The organism is 'Santalum album' aster yellows phytoplasma, assembly GCF_018283495.1.
Lineage (GTDB): Bacteria > Bacillota_I > Bacilli_A > Acholeplasmatales > Acholeplasmataceae > Phytoplasma > Phytoplasma asteris.
The window spans coordinates 1-17,686 of record NZ_JAGVSK010000003.1 but is presented as its reverse complement, the minus strand read 5'-3'; the positions used below and the strand labels follow the sequence as shown (position 1 = coordinate 17,686).

12 protein-coding genes and 1 tRNA gene are annotated in these 17,686 nt (G+C 33.4%); all 13 read right to left on the bottom strand.

The annotated features are described in order from the left end of the window. Positions 1–9 precede the first annotated feature (9 nt). On the bottom strand, positions 10–4,071 hold the full coding sequence (gene rpoC, locus KE631_RS00950; RefSeq protein WP_212509014.1) for a DNA-directed RNA polymerase subunit beta': 4,062 nt from the start codon (positions 4,069–4,071) through the stop codon (positions 10–12). Between the two features lie 2 nt (positions 4,072–4,073). Next, on the bottom strand, positions 4,074–7,895 hold the full coding sequence (locus KE631_RS00945) for a DNA-directed RNA polymerase subunit beta (RefSeq protein ID WP_212509013.1): 3,822 nt from the start codon (positions 7,893–7,895) through the stop codon (positions 4,074–4,076). Between the two features lie 169 nt (positions 7,896–8,064). Further along, positions 8,065–8,442, bottom strand: a complete 378-nt coding sequence (gene rplL / locus KE631_RS00940; protein WP_042067771.1) for a 50S ribosomal protein L7/L12 — start codon at positions 8,440–8,442, stop codon at positions 8,065–8,067. Positions 8,443–8,486: 44 nt separating this feature from the next. Continuing rightward, entirely contained in the window at positions 8,487–8,996 is a 510-nt protein-coding gene (rplJ, locus tag KE631_RS00935; RefSeq protein ID WP_212509012.1) for a 50S ribosomal protein L10, read from the bottom strand. Positions 8,997–9,035: 39 nt separating this feature from the next. Further along, positions 9,036–9,728, bottom strand: a complete 693-nt coding sequence (rplA, locus tag KE631_RS00930) for a 50S ribosomal protein L1 (protein ID WP_212509055.1) — start codon at positions 9,726–9,728, stop codon at positions 9,036–9,038. Positions 9,729–9,821: 93 nt separating this feature from the next. Beyond that, the gene (gene rplK / locus KE631_RS00925; RefSeq protein WP_212509011.1) at positions 9,822–10,247 is read right to left on the bottom strand and encodes a 50S ribosomal protein L11; all 426 of its coding nucleotides are present in this window, start codon (positions 10,245–10,247) and stop codon (positions 9,822–9,824) included. Positions 10,248–10,444: 197 nt separating this feature from the next. Next, positions 10,445–11,059, bottom strand: coding sequence for a transcription termination/antitermination protein NusG (gene nusG / locus KE631_RS00920; protein WP_212509010.1), 615 nt, complete (start codon positions 11,057–11,059; stop codon positions 10,445–10,447). Position 11,060: 1 nt separating this feature from the next. After that, positions 11,061–11,471, bottom strand: coding sequence for a preprotein translocase subunit SecE (gene secE / locus KE631_RS00915; protein WP_212509009.1), 411 nt, complete (start codon positions 11,469–11,471; stop codon positions 11,061–11,063). Positions 11,472–11,487: 16 nt separating this feature from the next. After that, entirely contained in the window at positions 11,488–11,634 is a 147-nt protein-coding gene (gene rpmG, locus KE631_RS00910; protein WP_212509008.1) for a 50S ribosomal protein L33, read from the bottom strand. 261 nt (positions 11,635–11,895) lie between these two features. Then, positions 11,896–12,603, bottom strand: coding sequence for a 23S rRNA (guanosine(2251)-2'-O)-methyltransferase RlmB (gene rlmB, locus KE631_RS00905; RefSeq protein ID WP_212509007.1), 708 nt, complete (start codon positions 12,601–12,603; stop codon positions 11,896–11,898). Between the two features lie 5 nt (positions 12,604–12,608). Then, positions 12,609–15,056: an HAD-IC family P-type ATPase gene (locus KE631_RS00900; protein ID WP_212509006.1), complete on the bottom strand. Its 2,448-nt coding sequence runs from the start codon at positions 15,054–15,056 to the stop codon at positions 12,609–12,611. Positions 15,057–15,139: 83 nt separating this feature from the next. Next, positions 15,140–17,287, bottom strand: coding sequence for a polyribonucleotide nucleotidyltransferase (locus KE631_RS00895; protein ID WP_212509005.1), 2,148 nt, complete (start codon positions 17,285–17,287; stop codon positions 15,140–15,142). Between the two features lie 299 nt (positions 17,288–17,586). Continuing rightward, a tRNA-Asn gene (locus tag KE631_RS00890) sits at positions 17,587–17,663 on the bottom strand. Between the last annotated feature and the right edge of the window lie 23 nt (positions 17,664–17,686).

The window sequence follows — 17,686 nt, the reverse complement described above, 5'->3', positions numbered from 1 at the left end:
TTTCTTTTTTTAATTTTGGTAAGTTTTTTCAGCAAGTTCAGAAGTGGTTGCAGGTTCTTTTGGATATTTAAATAAAGTAGTTTCTAAAATACCTGTTCCTGCAGGAATTAAGCCACCAATAATAACATTTTCTTTAAGTCCGTAAAGATGGTCGGTTTTTCCTTTGATGGCAGCATCGATTAGAATTTTAGTAGTTTCTTGGAAAGATGCAGCTGACAGTAAAGAATCACTTCTTAAAGAAGAACGCGTAATTCCTAAAATAATGGGGCGCCCCACTGCTAAAAGTTTGTTTTCTTCTAACATTTTTAAATTAGCTTTTTTAAAGTTATTAATAGTAATTTCTGTGCCAGGTAAAAGTTGAGTATCACCTTCATCAATAATTAAAATTTGTTTAAACATTTGGTGAATAATAATTTCGATGTGTTTGTCGCTGATATAAACATTTTGGGCACGATAAACTTTTTGTACTTCTTCTAAGATGTATTTTTGAGCCTCTGTTGTGCCTGCCACTCTTAAAAGTTCTTTTAGATCAACCGAACCAGAAGTTAGTTTTTGACCGGGATAAACACTGTTGTTTTTACTTACTAAAATATCGACATTAGGTTCCAAAATATAACGGTGCTCTGTGTCAGGGTCATTTTCTTCTGTGATTACAATTTCTGGATTTTGGGAACGGATTTTATCAATTTTTTTGATTTTTCCTTTTAATTCGCTGATTAGCGCTTTTCCTTTAGGTTTGCGTACTTCAAATAATTCTTCGATCCTTGGAAGACCTTGAGTAATATCTGAGGCAGAAGCAACTCCTCCAGTATGGAAAGTTCTCATAGTTAATTGAGTTCCTGGTTCCCCAATGGATTGAGCAGCAATAACACCAACAGCTTCGCCAATTTCTACTAATTTATTGGTAGCTAGATTGACGCCGTAGTCTTTGGCGCAAATACCATATTCACAATTACAAGTTAAAATGCTTCTAATAGGAACTTTTTTAATTTTGGCAGTAATAACTTCTTGGGCTTTGGACTCAGTAATTAATTCATTGCGCGCTATAATAAGGGCGTTGGTTTTGGGATGACAAATGTCGCAACTAGCAAAGCGTCCCATAATGCGTTGTTTGAGGGAAACAATTTCTTTGCCGTCGCTAATCATAGCTTCTACAACAAAACCGCGGTCACTATTGCAGTCTTCTTTGATAACAACAATATCTTGAGTTACGTCAACTAAACGACGCGTTAGATAACCTGACTCGGCTGTTTTGAGGGCAGTGTCAGTTGAACCTTTACGGGCTCCGTGAGTAGAGATGAAAAACTCAGAAACTTTCAGACCTTCTCGGAAAGAAGCTTTAACAGGGACTTCAATAATTTCACCTTTAGGGTTATTCATTAACCCTCTCATCCCTGCTAATTGAGTAAAGTTAGAAACACTACCACGTGCGCCACTTTCGCTCATCATAAAAATGTGGTTGTCTTGTTGAAATTCTTTCATCAAGCCTTCTTGAATTTCATCACGAATAGTTTTCCATTCGTTAATTACTAAACGACGACGTTCGGCATCTGTTAAAAAACCATCGTTGTACCAAGTCTCAATTTGAATATTGCGGGCTTCTACTTCTTGTAACAATTCTTGTTTATTGGAGTAAGTATTGATGTCTGCAAATGAAACTGTAATTCCTGCGATAGTAGAATACTTGAAACCTAAGTTTTTGATGTGATCTAGCATTTTGGAAGTTTCTGTAATTTTCATTTGTTTGAAAAAACATGCAATAATCATAGATAGGAATTTTTTGTTAAAAGGTTTAGGGGTGGGAAGTTTTTTTAGGAATTGTTTGGGGTTGGTTCCTGGAGCTAAAAAATAAGCATCAGGGGTTTTGACATCCAAATTAAACTGAGTTGGTTCGTTAATGTAGGGGAAACTTGGAGGCAAAATGTCATTAAAAATTAATTTTCCTAAAGTAGTCATTAAATATTTTTGACGTTGTTCTTCGGTAAATGATAAATTAATTGCTTGTGGTTTGATAAAAATTCTTGTGTGAAGGTGGATTTCTTTATTTTGATAAGCGGTTTTGGCTTCGTTGATGTCAGCAAAAAAAGCTCCTTCATTGCGATGTTTGTATTGGTGTTCTGCAGTTCTTTGGGCAGCATCATAGCTGTTTATAGTGCGATCTTTTTTTTCTTCAATGGTTAAATAGTAGTTTCCTAAAACCATATCTTGGGAAGGTGTTACTACTGGATTACCATTTTTAGGGTCTAAAATGTTGTTCGAAACAAGCATCAATAAGCGTGCTTCGGCTTGAGCTTCTAAAGAAAGAGGGACATAAATTGCCATCTGGTCGCCATCAAAATCGGCATTAAAGGAAGGCGTAACTAAAGGGTGGAGGCGAATGGCTTTACCGTCAATTAATTTAGGATCAAAAGCTTGAATTCCTAAACGGTGTAGTGTTGGGGCGCGGTTTAAAAGGACCGGGTGTTCTTTGACTACTTCTTCTAAGGCGTTCCAAACTTCTTCATTCATTTTTTCATAAATGGTGTTGGCGTTTTTTTTGTCAATGCCTTTGGTTTCTTGTAGTTTTTTCAAAATGAAAGGTTTGAACAAAATAATTGCCATTTCACGAGGCACACCGCATTGGTGCATTTCTAAATCAGGACCTACAATAATTACGGATCGTCCCGAATAATCCACTCTTTTACCTAAAAGATTTTGACGGAAACGCCCTTGTTTACCGCGTAGCATTTCGGATAAAGATTTAAGCGGGCGATTTTTTTCGACGTTGTTAACGTTTTTTTTGCTAGTTTTGGCATTATCAAATAAAGCATCAACTGCTTCTTGTAGCATTCTTTTTTCATTTTTAATGATTAAACGAGGGGCTTTTTGGAGCATTTGTTTTTTTAAACGATTGTTGCGATTAAGGATGCGGCGGTAAAGATCGTTGACTTCAGTAGTGGCAAAACGACCACCATCTAAAGGAACCATCGGTCTTAATCCCGGAGGCAATACAGGAATAACATCCATTACCATCCATTCAGGTTTGTTGTCTGATTGATGAAAAGATTCGATGATTTCTAGTCTTTTAATAATGTTTTCTCTTTTTTGTTTGGAATTTTCCGATAAAGATTTGCGAAGGACTTTGATAGTTTTTTCTAAATTGAGATTTTCTAGTAATTTTTTAACCGCTTCGGCACCTGTTAAAGCTACAAAAGCGTTTCCAAATTCATAAAGAGCTTCACTGTATTGGGTTTCTGTAATAATTTCTTTAGGTTTGAATTCGGTTTTTCCAGGATCAATTACAACGTAAGAAACATAATAAACTATTTCTTCTAATTGTTTAGTTTTGATGTTTAAAAGAATAGCTAAACGGCTGGGAGAAGAGTTAAGGTACCAAGTGTGGACGATGGGGGTTTGTAATTCGATGTGTCCCATTCTTTCACGACGCACTTTGGTTTCGGTAAATTCAACTCCACATTTGTTACAAAATTGACTTTTGATGTTGACTTGTTTTTTAGAACAAGCACATTGGAAATCAACTACTGGACCAAAAATCTTTTGACAAAATAATCCTGATATCTCTGGTTTATAGGTGCGATAGTTAATTGTTTCGTAGCTAGTAACCTCACCATAAGACCACTGTCTGATTTCTTCAGGAGCAGCTAAACGGATTTTAAAATAATCATAATCTCTACTACCGTATTCTTTGTCAGATGAAATAGAAGGGAAGTGGTTGTATAAATTAAATAGGTCGTTTAATTTTTGAAAAGCAAGGGGATTGGTTTCAAATGCTTTTGTAAGGACAGCCATTTTAGTTTGTAAAAGATCTTGAAAATCTTCCATTCCTAGTTCAGTAAGAATGTTAATAACGGCTTCACTCAAATCTAGATTTTGTAAATTGCGAGGTAGGGCGAAGTTTTTGAGGATAGGTAAAACTTCTAAAAAAGCTTCTTGCAGTAAAAGCCTTAACTCTTCTAAAGTAAAAGTGTTAAAATCTTCCAAAGTATTGATTCCAGAAAGTTTTAATTTTTCTAAAACTTGAGATGAAAGATTTAAAGTTTCTACTGAAGTAAATAATCTGTTATCACTCATCTTTAATTATAACCTTCCTTTTTGTAATCAATTAAGGATTTATTAACTTCATTTTCTTTAGTATCGGTTTTGATTAGTTCTACATACAATCCTAAAGATTGCAATTCTTTAATGAAAACTCGGAAACTTTCAGGAATGCTTGGTTTAGGCAGTGGAGTTCCTTGCACGATGGCACTGTAAGTTTTGTTTCTACCTACAATATCGTCACTTTTAACTGTTAAAATTTCTTGTAAGGTATGAGCAGCTCCATAAGCATAAAGCGCCCATACTTCCATTTCACCGAAGCGTTGTCCACCGTTTTGGACTTTTCCTCCCATAGGTTGTTGGGTCACTAAAGTGTATGGTCCTACGTTTCTGGCATGGAGTTTGTCATCTACCATGTGAGATAATTTAACCATATACATAACTCCTACAGAAATACGACTGTCATAAGGTTCGCCGGTGCGTCCGTCATATAAAACCATTTTGCCATCAGGATCTAAATTGGCTTCTTTCATGATTTCTTTAAGGTCGTAGTCATTAACGCCGTCAAAAACAGGAGTTGCCACTTTGATGCCTAATTTTTTGGCAGCCATTCCTAAATGGATTTCTAAAATTTGTCCAATGTTCATCCTACTAGGAACTCCTAAAGGATTTAACATGATATCAATTGGGGTGCCGTCTGCCATATAAGGAAGGTCTTCTTTAGGTAAGATGCGAGAAATTACACCTTTGTTCCCGTGGCGTCCTGCCATTTTGTCGCCTTCGTTGATTTTACGTTTTTTAGCGATGAAAACACGGATGTTTTCGTTGACACCAGCAGGAAGAATATCACCGTTTTTTCTGGAGAAATAATGAACACTTTGAACGATCCCCCCTTCACCAAAAGGAACCCTTAAAGAAGAGTCTTTGTATTCGCGGGCTTTTTCACCAATTACAATTTGAATTAATTTTTCAGAAGGAGAAGGTTCAATGTTTCCTTGAGGAGTTATTTTACCTACTAAAATATCTCCTTCTTTAACTTCGGAACCAGGAATAATAATTCCTCTTTCGTCAAGGTTTTTAATAGCATCAGCGCCCACGTTGGGAACTTCTCTAGTGATTTCTTCTTGACCGCTACCTTTTTTTAATTCTCTAGTTTGAACTTCGTATTTATCAATGTGGATTGAAGTGTAGACATCGTGTTTGACTAATTCTTCTGACATAATGATGGCATCTTCATAGTTATAACCTTCCCAAGTCATAAAAGCCACTGTAACATTTCTGCCAAGTGCTAATTCGCCTTGAGATGTAGAAGGTCCACTTACTAAAATATCGCCTTCATTGATTTGTTCTCCCAAAACTACAATCGGTTTTTGCAATACTAAAGTGTCTTGGTTGGATTTGGCAAAATTGATGAGGGTGTATTCGGCTTGGTGTTCTTTGTAGTTGTTCTCGTATAAAGCCTTGGCTTGGGCGTAGGTAAATTCTTGGGTAGTATCGTAAAGGGTTTTGCCATTTAATGAAACATTTTGGTTGGGTTTTTTAGTGATAATTATTTTTTGAGCATCAACATAAGTAACAAATCCTGATTCGCGAGCAATAATTAAGCAACCTGAGTCTTTGGCAGCGCGATATTCAACACCTGTTCCTACAATAGGAGATTCAGGGATTAATAAAGGGACTGCTTGACGTTGCATGTTGGCTCCCATTAAAGCTCTGGAAGCGTCGTTGTGTTCTAAAAAGGGGATCGAAGAAGTTGCAACAGAGACAATTTGTTTAGGAGAAACGTCAGCATATGTTATTTGGCTTCTTTCAAAAATGCCTGTTTCACCGTTTCTACGAGCAATTATTTTTTTGTCTTTAAAAGCATTATTGGCATCCAAAACAAACCCAGCTGAGGCAATAATTTCTTCTTTTTCTTGGTCAGCTGTTAAATAATCTATGTGGCGCGAAAGGGTAGTTTTCCCGTCTTGGTGCAAAACCTTAAAGAAAGGAGTTTGGATAAAACCGCACTTATTGACTTTGGCATAAGTGGAAAGGGATGTGATAAGTCCGATGGAAGGTCCTTCAGGAGTTTCAATGGGGCATAATCTGCCGTAGTGGGAATTGTGCACGTCGCGCACTTCAATGCCTGCACGATCACGATTAATTCCTCCGATACCTAAAGCTGATACCCTTCTTTTTTGGGTTAATTCTGCTAAAGGATTGATTTGATCCATGAATTGCGATAAGCGTGAACTTGTGAAAAAAGTTTTGATTACACTCATTAAAAAAGTAAAATTAACTAGGTCTCCTGGACCGTTAACTTCGCTGAATTTGCTAGTGGAAATCATATCTTTGATATTTTTTTCAGCTCTGGTAAGACCAATTCGGAATTGGTTTTTTAACAATTCTCCAATTAATCTTAAACGACGATTCCCTAAATGATCAATATCATCAACAGTGCCTACGTTTTCATAAAGATTCAAATAATAATTAATACTTGCAATAACATCTGATAAAGTGATGTGTTTTTTGGTTTCTCTTTGGTCGTTTCCAATAAGTTTGACTTTGTGATATAGCTTGCCTGATTCGTCTTTTGAAGTATAGACTTCTAAAATTTCGTTAAAAACTCCTTTACGGTCTGCTTCTTTTTGATAAATATCTTTAGTTCCTAAGAAAAATTTAGATACTTTTTCATCAAGAGTGTGAATATTGTGTCTTAAATGATTGATAATATCGTCGTTAACTAAAGTATCTTTAGCTACTAAAACTTCACCAGTACGAGAGTTGATGATGTTAGTTTTGGTGAATAATTCGTTTTTTTGGGGGTTTTTTTTATATGCTAAAATCTCTTCATCAGTTTCGTTTTCTAAATTATGTTTAGCGTCGAAGATTTCTTGGAGCAAAAAATGACGATTTTGTTTCAGGATTGCAATTTTTTCTTTGGTTAAAAGTTCGTCTTGTGCAATTATTATTTCTTGAGTTTTGGGATTGACAAAATCACAAGCTAAATAAGTGTTTTCAGCTCGGGTAAGAACGTCTAGTTTTTTGTTAAATTTGTATCTTCCCACTTTAGCCAGATCGTATTTTTTTTGATCAAAAAGTCTTGTTCTGATAAAATCTCTAGCAGTGTCGACAGGAACTTTTTCGCCTTGACGGATTTTAGAATACAGTTCTACCAAAGCATTGTCTGAGTCCATATCAGTTTCTTTATCAAAAACAGAATCAAGGATAGCGCTTTTGCCAAAGACATTTTCGATTGCTTCTTTGCTGTCAAAACCTAGAGCATAAATAAAATTAGACAAGGGGATTTTTTTGGAACGATCTAGTTTGGCATACAAAATTTCTTTAGAGCCTTCTTCGTATTCAATCCAAGCACCACGTGAAGGAATTACTTGTCCAGAATAAGTGGTTCTGTTGAGTTTGCTGTCAAAATTGCCTGCAAAATACACGCTAGCGGAACGTACAATTTGAGAAACTACTACTCTTTCAGTACCGTTGATAACAAAAGTCCCAGTGGGAGTCATTAGAGGCAATTCAGTAAGTAAAATATTGCTTTGTTTAGTTTCGCCAGTTAAAACATTTTCTAAAGTAGTTTTGACAAATAATTGGGCAACATAACTTATATCTTTAATTTTAGTTTCTTCAATGCTATATTTTGGGGGTGCTAAAAAATAATCATCAAAGTGAATTTTTAAATCCCCATTATAACTTTCAATAGGACAAAAATCCTGCAACAATTCTTTAATACCGTGTTTTAAAAACCAATCAAAAGATTGGTTTTGAATTTCAATTAAATTGGGCAAATCAACATCATAAATTGTTTTAGAATAATTACGACGTTGTGCTTTTTTGCCATATTTGACATTATGATAAACCATCTTATGCTCCTATAAATTATTAATTGGTAGTTTGTTTTGCCAAAATCTTTATTTTTAATTGTGTCTTTGCGATTTTTGGGTTTTGGGGGTGGGGTATAAAAATAAAAACAATGCAAGACTAAAAAACCTGAGAAAACTCAGGTTTTTATATTACTTACAAGATAATAATTTATTGAAGTTCAACAACTGCTCCAGCTTGTTCTAACTTGTTTTTGATATCTTCTGCTAAAGCTTTGGAAACATTTTCTTTTACTTTAGAGTCAGGAACTTTAACAAAATTAGCAGCATCTAGCAAGCCTAATCCTGTTACTTCGCGCACTGTTTTGATAACAGCAAGTTTCTTTTTTTCATCAAAACTTTTCATAACTACTGTGAATTCGGTTTTTTCTTCTACTTCAGCTGCATTATTTGCTCCAGGAGCTGCAACTGCTAAAGCAGTTGGATCAATTCCAAACTCTTCTTTCAAACCATCTAATAATTCTTTAATCTCTAATAAAGACATTTCTTTTAAAGCTGATACAAAAGCTTCTTTCGTTAACTTAGCCATGTCAATCTCCTTTGTTATAATCTTTTCATTCATAAATTAATTGTTTATTGTTGGGGGTTTTCTTGTTCTTTGGTTTGTACTAACATATTTAGACAAATTGCTAAATTTTGCAAAGGTGCAAACATTGAAGCAGCTAAAAGCGCTAACATTTGTTCTTTTGAAGGCAAAGTAGCTAAGGTGTTTATTTCTTGCAAGGAGACAATTTTTTGTTCCACGATGCCAGAAACTATTTTAACTGCTTTATTTTTTTTAGCAAAATTATAAATCGTTTTGATTGGTTCTAATAATTCTTGGGGACTAATAATTAAAGCTTTTGCTCCTTTTAAAAAAGTAACTAAATCAGCTTGTTTGGCGTTGGTAACAGCTCTTTGCATGATGTTTTTGGGATATACTTTTACTTCACAACTAGTTTTTTTTAACTCACGACGCAGTTGCATAAAAGAGCTTACCGGTAAGCTTGCATATTCAAAAACAATAACTGTTTTGGCAGTGCTAATTTTTTCTTTCAAAACAGCAACTGAATCTATTTTTTTGGCTAACTGAGGTTTTATCATGATTATGCCCTTTCCCTTCCTTCAAAATTTTGATCTTGATTATTGCGAAATTGTAACAGGGTCAATTTTAATACCTGGTGCCATCGTAGTTGAAATAGTAACACTTTTAATGTAAGTGCCTTTCACTGTACGAGGTTTAACAGCCATTAATTGAAGATATAAAGTTTTTAAGTTTTCTAGTAATTTTGTCTCATCAAAAGAAACCTTACCTAATATGGCGTGAATATTCCCGCTTTTGTCTAGGCGGTATTCAATTTTACCATTTTTAATTTCTTTGACTGCTTGTAAAACATCATTTGTTGCAGTACCTGTTTTAGGATTAGGCATTAGTCCTTTGGGTCCTAAAAGACGCCCTAATTTACTTAATTGCGGCATCATTTCGGGAGTAGCAACTAAGACATCAAAATCAAACCAGTTTTTGGCAATTTTATCAATTAAATCTTGGTCGCCTACGTAATCTGCTTGGGCTTCTTGTGCTTGTTTAGCTTGTTCTCCTTTAGCAAGAACTGCTACTTTTAAGACTTTACCAGTGCCATGTGGTAAAACTAAGGCTCCTCTTAAATTTTGATCAACTTTTTTAGGATCTAAATTTAGATGAAAAGCACATTCTACCGCAGCATCAAATTTAGCAACTTGAGTTTGTTTAGCTAAGCTAATAGCTTCTTGAAGCGGATATGTTTTTTTAACATCAAACATTTGTAATGATGCTAAATATTTTTTGCCTCGTTTCATCGCAGTAATTCCTTTCTCAAAACAACTTGACATTTTTTAGAAATTTTTTTAATTTGAAATTTGAATAATTGGGGTAAAAACTATTTTAATATTTTAATCTTTTACTAAAATTCCCATATTACGAGCTGTGCCTTCAATGATTTTGCAAGCTTTTTCAACGCAATAAGCATTTAGATCTGGAAGCTTTAAATTGGCGATTTCTTCTACTTGTTTGTGGCTGATAGTAGCTACTTTGGTTTGACTTGCATTAGCAGAACCAGATTCAATTTTAGCAGCTTTTTTTAAAAGATCACTTGCTGGAGGAGTTTTAGTCACAAAAGCAAATGTTCTGTCCTCATAAACAGAAATGATAACAGGGATAACGAAACCCATTTGATCTTTAGTTGTTTCGTTAAATTGGGAACAAAAAGCAGGAATATTAACTTGGGCTTGCCCTAAAGCAGGTCCTACTGGAGGAGCTGGATTAGCTTTTCCTGCAGGAATTTGTAATTTTACCGTTTTAACAACTTTTTTAGCCATAAAAAACCTTTCTTTGGAACGAGGACTTGAAATAAAAAACTTGATAATTTGAGTTGTTTATTCTTTGTTTGCGTTTCATTAAATTTGGAATATTGTTGATATTGTCACATAAAAAAATATGATAAAATTTTTTAGACAACTTATTTTAACATAAATTTTAAATATTTGATAAAAAAATGTTAGAAATTATGAAAAAATTAAGATATTTCTTTGAAGTCGTTGAAAGAAATATCTACTGGAGTTGCTCTACCAAACAAATCTACTTCCACTGTCATTTTTTCACGGTCGTCATCAATACTTGATACTTGCCCTATTTGACCCGAAAAAGAACCAGAAATAATTTCTACTTTTTTGCCGATAAAATTTTTATAATCGGGTTTATTGATGATGCCCATTTTTAATAAAACAGGATTGATTTCGTTTTCAGATAAAGGAACTGGTTTAGAACCCATCCCTCTGGAACCTAAAAAACCAGTAATTCGCGGAGTGTTTCTGACAACAAACCAAGATCGGTCAGTAATCATCATTTGAATAAAAACGTACCCGGGGTACATTTTACGCTCTTTTTTAACCTTTTTTCCATCCAAACGAGTTTCATAATATGCTTCTTTGGGAGACAAAACATTAGATACTAAATCACCTATGCCAATGCTTTCGACTCTTCTTAACAAATCGTCTTTTACAACATTTTCATAACCTGAATAAGTTTGAGCAATATACCATTTAAGGTGACATGTATTTTGGGAGTCTTTTTCTTGATCTTGTTGTTCTTGCGCTTGTGTCTCTTTTATTTGTTTTTCTGTTTTATTCATTTTATTTGCTCAACAAATTTTTGATTTTGACACAAAATTGGGTTAATTTGCCAATAACATAAGAATCTATGGCATGAACAAAAAAGATTAAGAACAATGTGAAAAAAATAACTTGTAATGTTTTAAACAAAATTTGTTTTAAGGAAGGCCAACTAATGTTACAAATTTGCAAAAATGCATCTTTGAAAAAAGCAAATGAACCTATCGCAAAAATAAAAACACTCAAAAGAACTAAAGCACAAGGCAATGCCCAATGCATAGTTTCAAACTGTTTTTGTTGCCATAATTGCCCACAAAGAGCAAGAGACAAAATAGAAGTGGTAATGAGTAAAATATTGAGCCAACTATATTCTCTTTTGATTACTTCTAATAACTGATTTGGTTTGTTTTCGCTTACTATTTTAATTCCCATAAAGTTAAAAACTCCTTTACTTAGTTTCTTGATGCAAAGTGTGTTTGTTGCAATAAGAGCAATATTTTTTTAAAGTTAAACGTTTTGAGTTTGGATTGGCTCGTGGTTTGGTGTTGTAATTGCGGTTTAGACACAAAACACAAACTAAAATATTTTTTTTCAAAAAAATAGCTCCTTTTATGTTAGAAAGTTGAAAAAACATTAATTTATTTTCAAAACATCTTTTTTTATTATATCATAAATCAGTGTTTTTGTGCAAAAAATAAAATATAAAAATTGCTTTGTGCAAAAAAATATCCCGGGGAGAAAATATTTAGAATGTTGGATGAAATATGGTAAGAAAACTAACAGTAACCCAAATAAGATAAATGATTAGCTGCTTAAAAAAGCTAGTGATTAGTTTGTTTTGTGGAGGAGGCAAGGGTTAATTATCGCCAAAAATAAAAGTGGAGTAGATCATTAATGCAGCAGAAACACTTACATTTAAAGAATTGATTTTTCCATACATAGGAATTTTAACCAACAAATCACATTGCTGTTTTAATAAATGTCTAATGCCTATTCCTTCGTTGCCAACAATAATAGCCAAAGAACTGTTTTTAGGGATTTGGTGAAAAGATTGGGAAGAATTGCTATCAGTGCCAACGATTAAAACTTGATTTTTTTTTAGTTTTAAAATGGTTTGATGCAAATTAGTAACTAAAAAAACTTTAGTGTATTCCAAGGCACCACAAGAAATTTTGGCAACTGTGGAATTGAGTGGGGCTTGATGTTTTTTACTCATAATAACACCATCCAAAGCACAAGCTTCAACAGTTCTTAAAATGGCTCCTAAGTTATGAGGGTCATTAATGGCGTCTAAAATTAAGAATTTTTGGAATTTGGCAGAATCTAAATAAGTGTCTAAGTCGTAAAAAGTGTAGTCACAAACATTGGCAGCGACTCCTTGATGGGTTTTTTGTTTGGTTAGATCATATAAAAACTTTTTGTCAACTAATTGATAAGCAATATTGTGTTTTTTCAAAAACATTATAAAAAGATGGTCTTTAATTTTTTCATCTAAATATAGTTGATAAATTTTTCTCTGCGCTTTAATTGCTTCTTTGATGGGGTTTTTTCCGTAAATAATCATATTAATTATTTGTTTTCTTTCGATTTTGTAGTTTTTGTTGGATGGGGTTTTTGGGAGATTTGGGTTATGACAAGGGATAAAATGATGATTAAAACTAATAAAACTTTTTCAAGTTTATCGAATTGAAACATTTCTTCAAAAACATCCAAAATAAATGAAGCTGTCATAAATCCTATTAACATTGCTACAAATAAAAGTAATTTAGCTAGATTTAAAGGTTGAGAAATTCTAAATAAAACAGTAAATAAAATGAAGGTGGAAAGCAAAATAACAAAATTAGAAACTGTTTCTAATTGTTTGAAATCGGGAGTTTGGGTTGATACAAAACCAATTCGCACACCAAAAGTTAAGACATAACTAATAAAAGCTAGACTTGCATAGGGAAAGGCTTTTTTGAGATTATTAAGTAAAAAGTTTTTGCTGATAATTTCGTTGTTTTTTTCAAAAGATAAAAAAAGCGAAGGAATGCCAATTGACCAATAATCCATGACAAATTGTAATTTCAAAGGTGATAATGGATAGTAGCAAGGACGTCTTAAAAAATTAAATAAAATAACAGCAACTGCAAGCATAAAAGCAATAATAGTTTTGGTAAAAAACAAAATAGAGATTTTATCTAAATTGTTAATAATTCTTCTGCCTTCAAAAACTACTTTAGGCATGGAAGAAAAATTAGAATCCATCAAAACTAAATTAGCAATATTACAAGTAGCTTGGCTGCCTGATGCCATCGCAATGGAAAGATCGGCTTCTTTTAGGGCTAAAATATCGTTTACACCATCGCCTGTCATGGCAACTTTTTGTCCTGCTTGTTTAAAAGTTTGGATTAAGATTTTTTTTTGTTGGGGCGAAGTTCTTCCAAAAACATTATATTTAGTAGCTATTTGGATAACTTCTTGGTCAGAAAGTCCTTCTAAACTGATGGTTTTATAAGCATCAATAATACCTACTCTTTGAGCTATTTGAGAAACTGCCACATGATTATCACCAGAAATTACTTTAACACAAACGCCATTTTTCTGGAAAAAATCAATGGTAGTAACTGCGTCTTTTTTAATAGTATCTTTGATGATAATTAAAGCTAAAGGAATGCATGGGATGTCGTGTAATTTTTGGTTTTTACAAGTTATTTGAGAAATACAAGGCTCAGGGCTTTTGGCTAATAAAAGCACTCGATAACCTGATTTAGTGTAAGTTTCAAAATCTTTTTGAATAATGTTAAAATTGTTTTTTAAAATGAATTCAGGAGCCCCCAAAAAAATGGTTCCTAAATTGTTAAATTCAACTGCACTATATTTTCTTGTGCTGGACAAAGGAAGATTTTGGGAGGGTTGATAAGGAGTTGAAGTAGGAAAAGTATTGGGGCTAAATTTGTTTATTAAAGCATTATAAGTACTATTAGAAGTGGGGCAAGCAGATAAAAAAGAGTTCATTAATTTAGTAAAATCAAGTTCTTTAGGGTGATAAGGAATGACTTTTTTAACTTGCATAGTGCCATCAGTAATAGTTCCTGTTTTGTCGAGGCATAAAGTGTTTATTTGAGCTAACATTTCGATTCCAAATAGATTTTGGGCATAAGTTTTTTGTTTTGCTAAACGTACAAAACCTACTGCCAAAGAAATGTTAGTCAGCAAAAAAAGTCCCAAAGGAAGCATTGCTATCATCATGCCACACAAACCTAGTAAGGAATTTTGCCTGAAACCTGATATTTTATTATTTTCTTTATTAAAAGCAAAAAAAGCTAAAATAATAGCAAAAAGTGTGACGAAAATAATGATTGTTTTGATTAACGAAGATAAGTTTTGCATTAAAGGAGTGGTCGGTTTTTTGTATTTTTTAGCTTCTTGGGAAACTTTTTCAATATACATATCACTTCCTACAGCTACAATTTCGGCATAACTTTTACCTGATACCACGTAGCTACCAGAGTATAAAAAATCATTTTCTTTTTTGATAACTAATTTAGATTCACCAGTTAAAAGTGATTCGTTAACTTCTAAAACACCCGATTTTACCTTGGCATCAGCTGCAATTTGTTCTCCTGCTTCCAAAAATAAAAGATCTCCCAAAACTAAATCAGAAGCAAAAACCTTTTCTTTTTGACTATTTCTTATTACTTGAGAATGGTTTTTTATCAACAAAGATACTTTGTCAAGAGTTATTTTAGCTTTAATTTCTTGAATAACACTAATAAAAACATTGGTTAAAGAAACTACTAAAAAAAATAAATGTTCATATTGTTCTATGAAAATAATGATTAATGCTACAATTAAAATCAACAAATTAAGATAATTAAATAAATTACTAAATAAAATATCTTTAATACTTTTAGAATTTTTATAGTTAAAAACATTAACTTGACCCGCAGTTTTTTTTTGTTCTACTTGCTTGTTAGTTAGTCCTGTAAAGTTTTGTTTTGTTGCGATATTGGGATTATTTAAAGATTCATTCATGCACTAACACCACACTTTTCTTAAATGATATCGGTATTTTTTTATAAATTAATGGGTATTGGTAATAATTTTTGAAAGCCAAACTAAGAGTTTTTTTCTTGTGTATTTTTGGGCAAAAGCAAAAAATCAATTCTTCCGCGGTCGTTGATTTTGGTGCATTTAACCGAAACTGTTTCACCTATTTTTAAAACATCGGTGATTTTTTGAAATTTCATTTGATTAACGCGGATAAGTCCTTCGATTCCTGGACAAACTTGTGCCACAGCTCCAATCATTTTTCCTTGTTTGTCACTTAAAAAACGCAAAATAGAGGCTTGATAACAAGTGCCTATTTGAATTTCTTGGATTAAACTTTCAATAAAAGCGACTGTTTTTTTGACTGTTTCTAAGTTGGAATGCATTAAAAAAACGCGTCCGTCTTGTTCAATATCGATTTTTACACCATCATGAGATTCAATAATTTGATTGATGATTTTGCCACCACTTCCAATAATATCACGAATTTTTTCTGGTTTGATTTGCATCATACAAACTTTAGGGGCGTACTTCGAAACTTCTAAACGAGGTTGAGAAATTGTTTGGCTCATGTGTTCTAAAATATGAAGGCGTCCTTTTTTGGCTTGCAAAAAAGCTTCTTGCAAAATTTTAAAAGGGATTCCTTGAATTTTAAGATCCATTTGTAAAGCAGTAATTCCTTTATTGGTGCCTGCGATTTTTAAATCCATGTCTCCAACGTGGTCTTCTAAACCTTGGATATCACTTAAAATAACGTATTTATTCGTTGCTTGATCAAAAACTAATCCTACTGACATTCCTGCAACTGCTTTTTTTAAAGGAACTCCTGATGCCATTAATGCCAAAGAAGAAGCACAAACAGTGGCTTGAGAAGAAGAGCCGTTAGATTCTAGAATTTCAGAAACTACTCTAATAGTGTAGGGGAAGTCTTTTTCTTCGGGCAAAACTTGAGATATGGCTTTTTCGGCAAGAGTGCCGTGTCCGATTTCTCGTCTACTAGGGGCAGTATAACGACCAACTGCACCAGCTGAAAAAGGAGGAAAGTTGTAATGAAGCATAAAACGTTTATTTTGTTCGTCGCTTAGACCGTCAATAATTTTGCTTTCTGATAAACATCCTAAGGTCACTGCAGCAAGGCTTTGGGTTTGTCCTCTAGTAAACAAAGCAGAACCATGAGCGCGGGGCAACAAATCAATTTGAGATTCAAGAGTTCTTATTTCTTCTAATCCTCTTTTATCTGGTCTTATTTTTTCTTGCAAAATTAAAGAACGTGTTTCTTGTTTGGATAATTTTTGAAATAGGGTTTCTGTTGTTTGTAAATGTTTTTTGTGGGCTTCGTAATCAAAAACAGTGGTAGTGTCAATAGTTTTGAAAAAAGGAGTTTGTTTGGCTTGATCTAGGATTTGTTCTTTTAATTGCTGTAAATCGTTTTTGCTGTTGCAACTTAAAATAGCTTGTTTAACTTGGGATTGGTGTTTGGCAAAAAAGGTTTGTTGTTGGGTTTGTTCGGTTTGGTGCAAGGTGTTTGTTATTTTAGCAGGTGCAAATTGTTGCTTGATATTTTCTTGAAATAAGCACAGTTTTTTAATATATTGGTGAGCAAAATTAATGGCTTCTAAAAAGTCTTGTTCGCTAACTTCATTGGCGTGTGCTTCTATCATAGTAACGTTGTGTTTGGTACCTGCAACCATCAAATGTAGAGTAGAATTGGCAAGTTGTTGCAAAGTGGGATTGATGATAAACTTGTCGTTGATTTTTCCTACATAAACTCCGGAAATAGCTTCAAAAAGGGGGATTTCAGAAATCAATAGAGAAAGAGAGCTTCCAAGCATGGAGGCAAGCTCGCTTTTAAAATCAGGGTCTAGGCTTAAAACTGTATTAATTACTTGCACTTCTTGTTGAAAATAATCAGGGAATAGGGGGCGTAAAGAACGGTCGATGAGGCGTGAAGTGAGGATTTCGTGATCGTTGGAACGTCCTTCTCGGCGTAAAAAACTGCCAGGAATTTTTCCAGCAGCATATAATTTTTCTTGATAAATAACAGTAAGAGGTAAAAAATCAAGATTATTGGGTTTGCGACTAAAAACAGTAGTTGTAAGAACCACTGTATCTTGGTAGCGTACTAAAATGGAAGCATCAACGTTTCTGGCGTAAGTTCCTATTTCGACTTGAAAAGAATCTTTTAAATTAATAGTTTCAAAAACTTTTTTTAACACTTGAGATACTCCTTTAAGTAACTGGGTTGGGATTGGGGGAATTTTGGATGTGATAAAAAAAATATATAAAAATAAAAAGCTAGAGTTTGAATTGATTTCAACAAACTAGCTTAATAATTAGATAATTATTTTAATTTTAAGTGATATTTATAAAAAATCAATTTAAAATTATTTTCTTAAAAAAAAGAGAATTTTGTTAAAAAAATAAGCCAATCATTGATTGTAAAATTGACTTAATAAATTAGAAAATACTAATTTAAAAATGGGTTTCAAGGACAAAAGAAAAAACACAAAAAAGATGGCGCCCACGCTAGGACTCGAACCTAGGACCCTCTGATTAACAGTCAGATGCTCTCACCAACTGAGCTACGTAGGCAGTTTGTGGTAGAGGATGAGGGG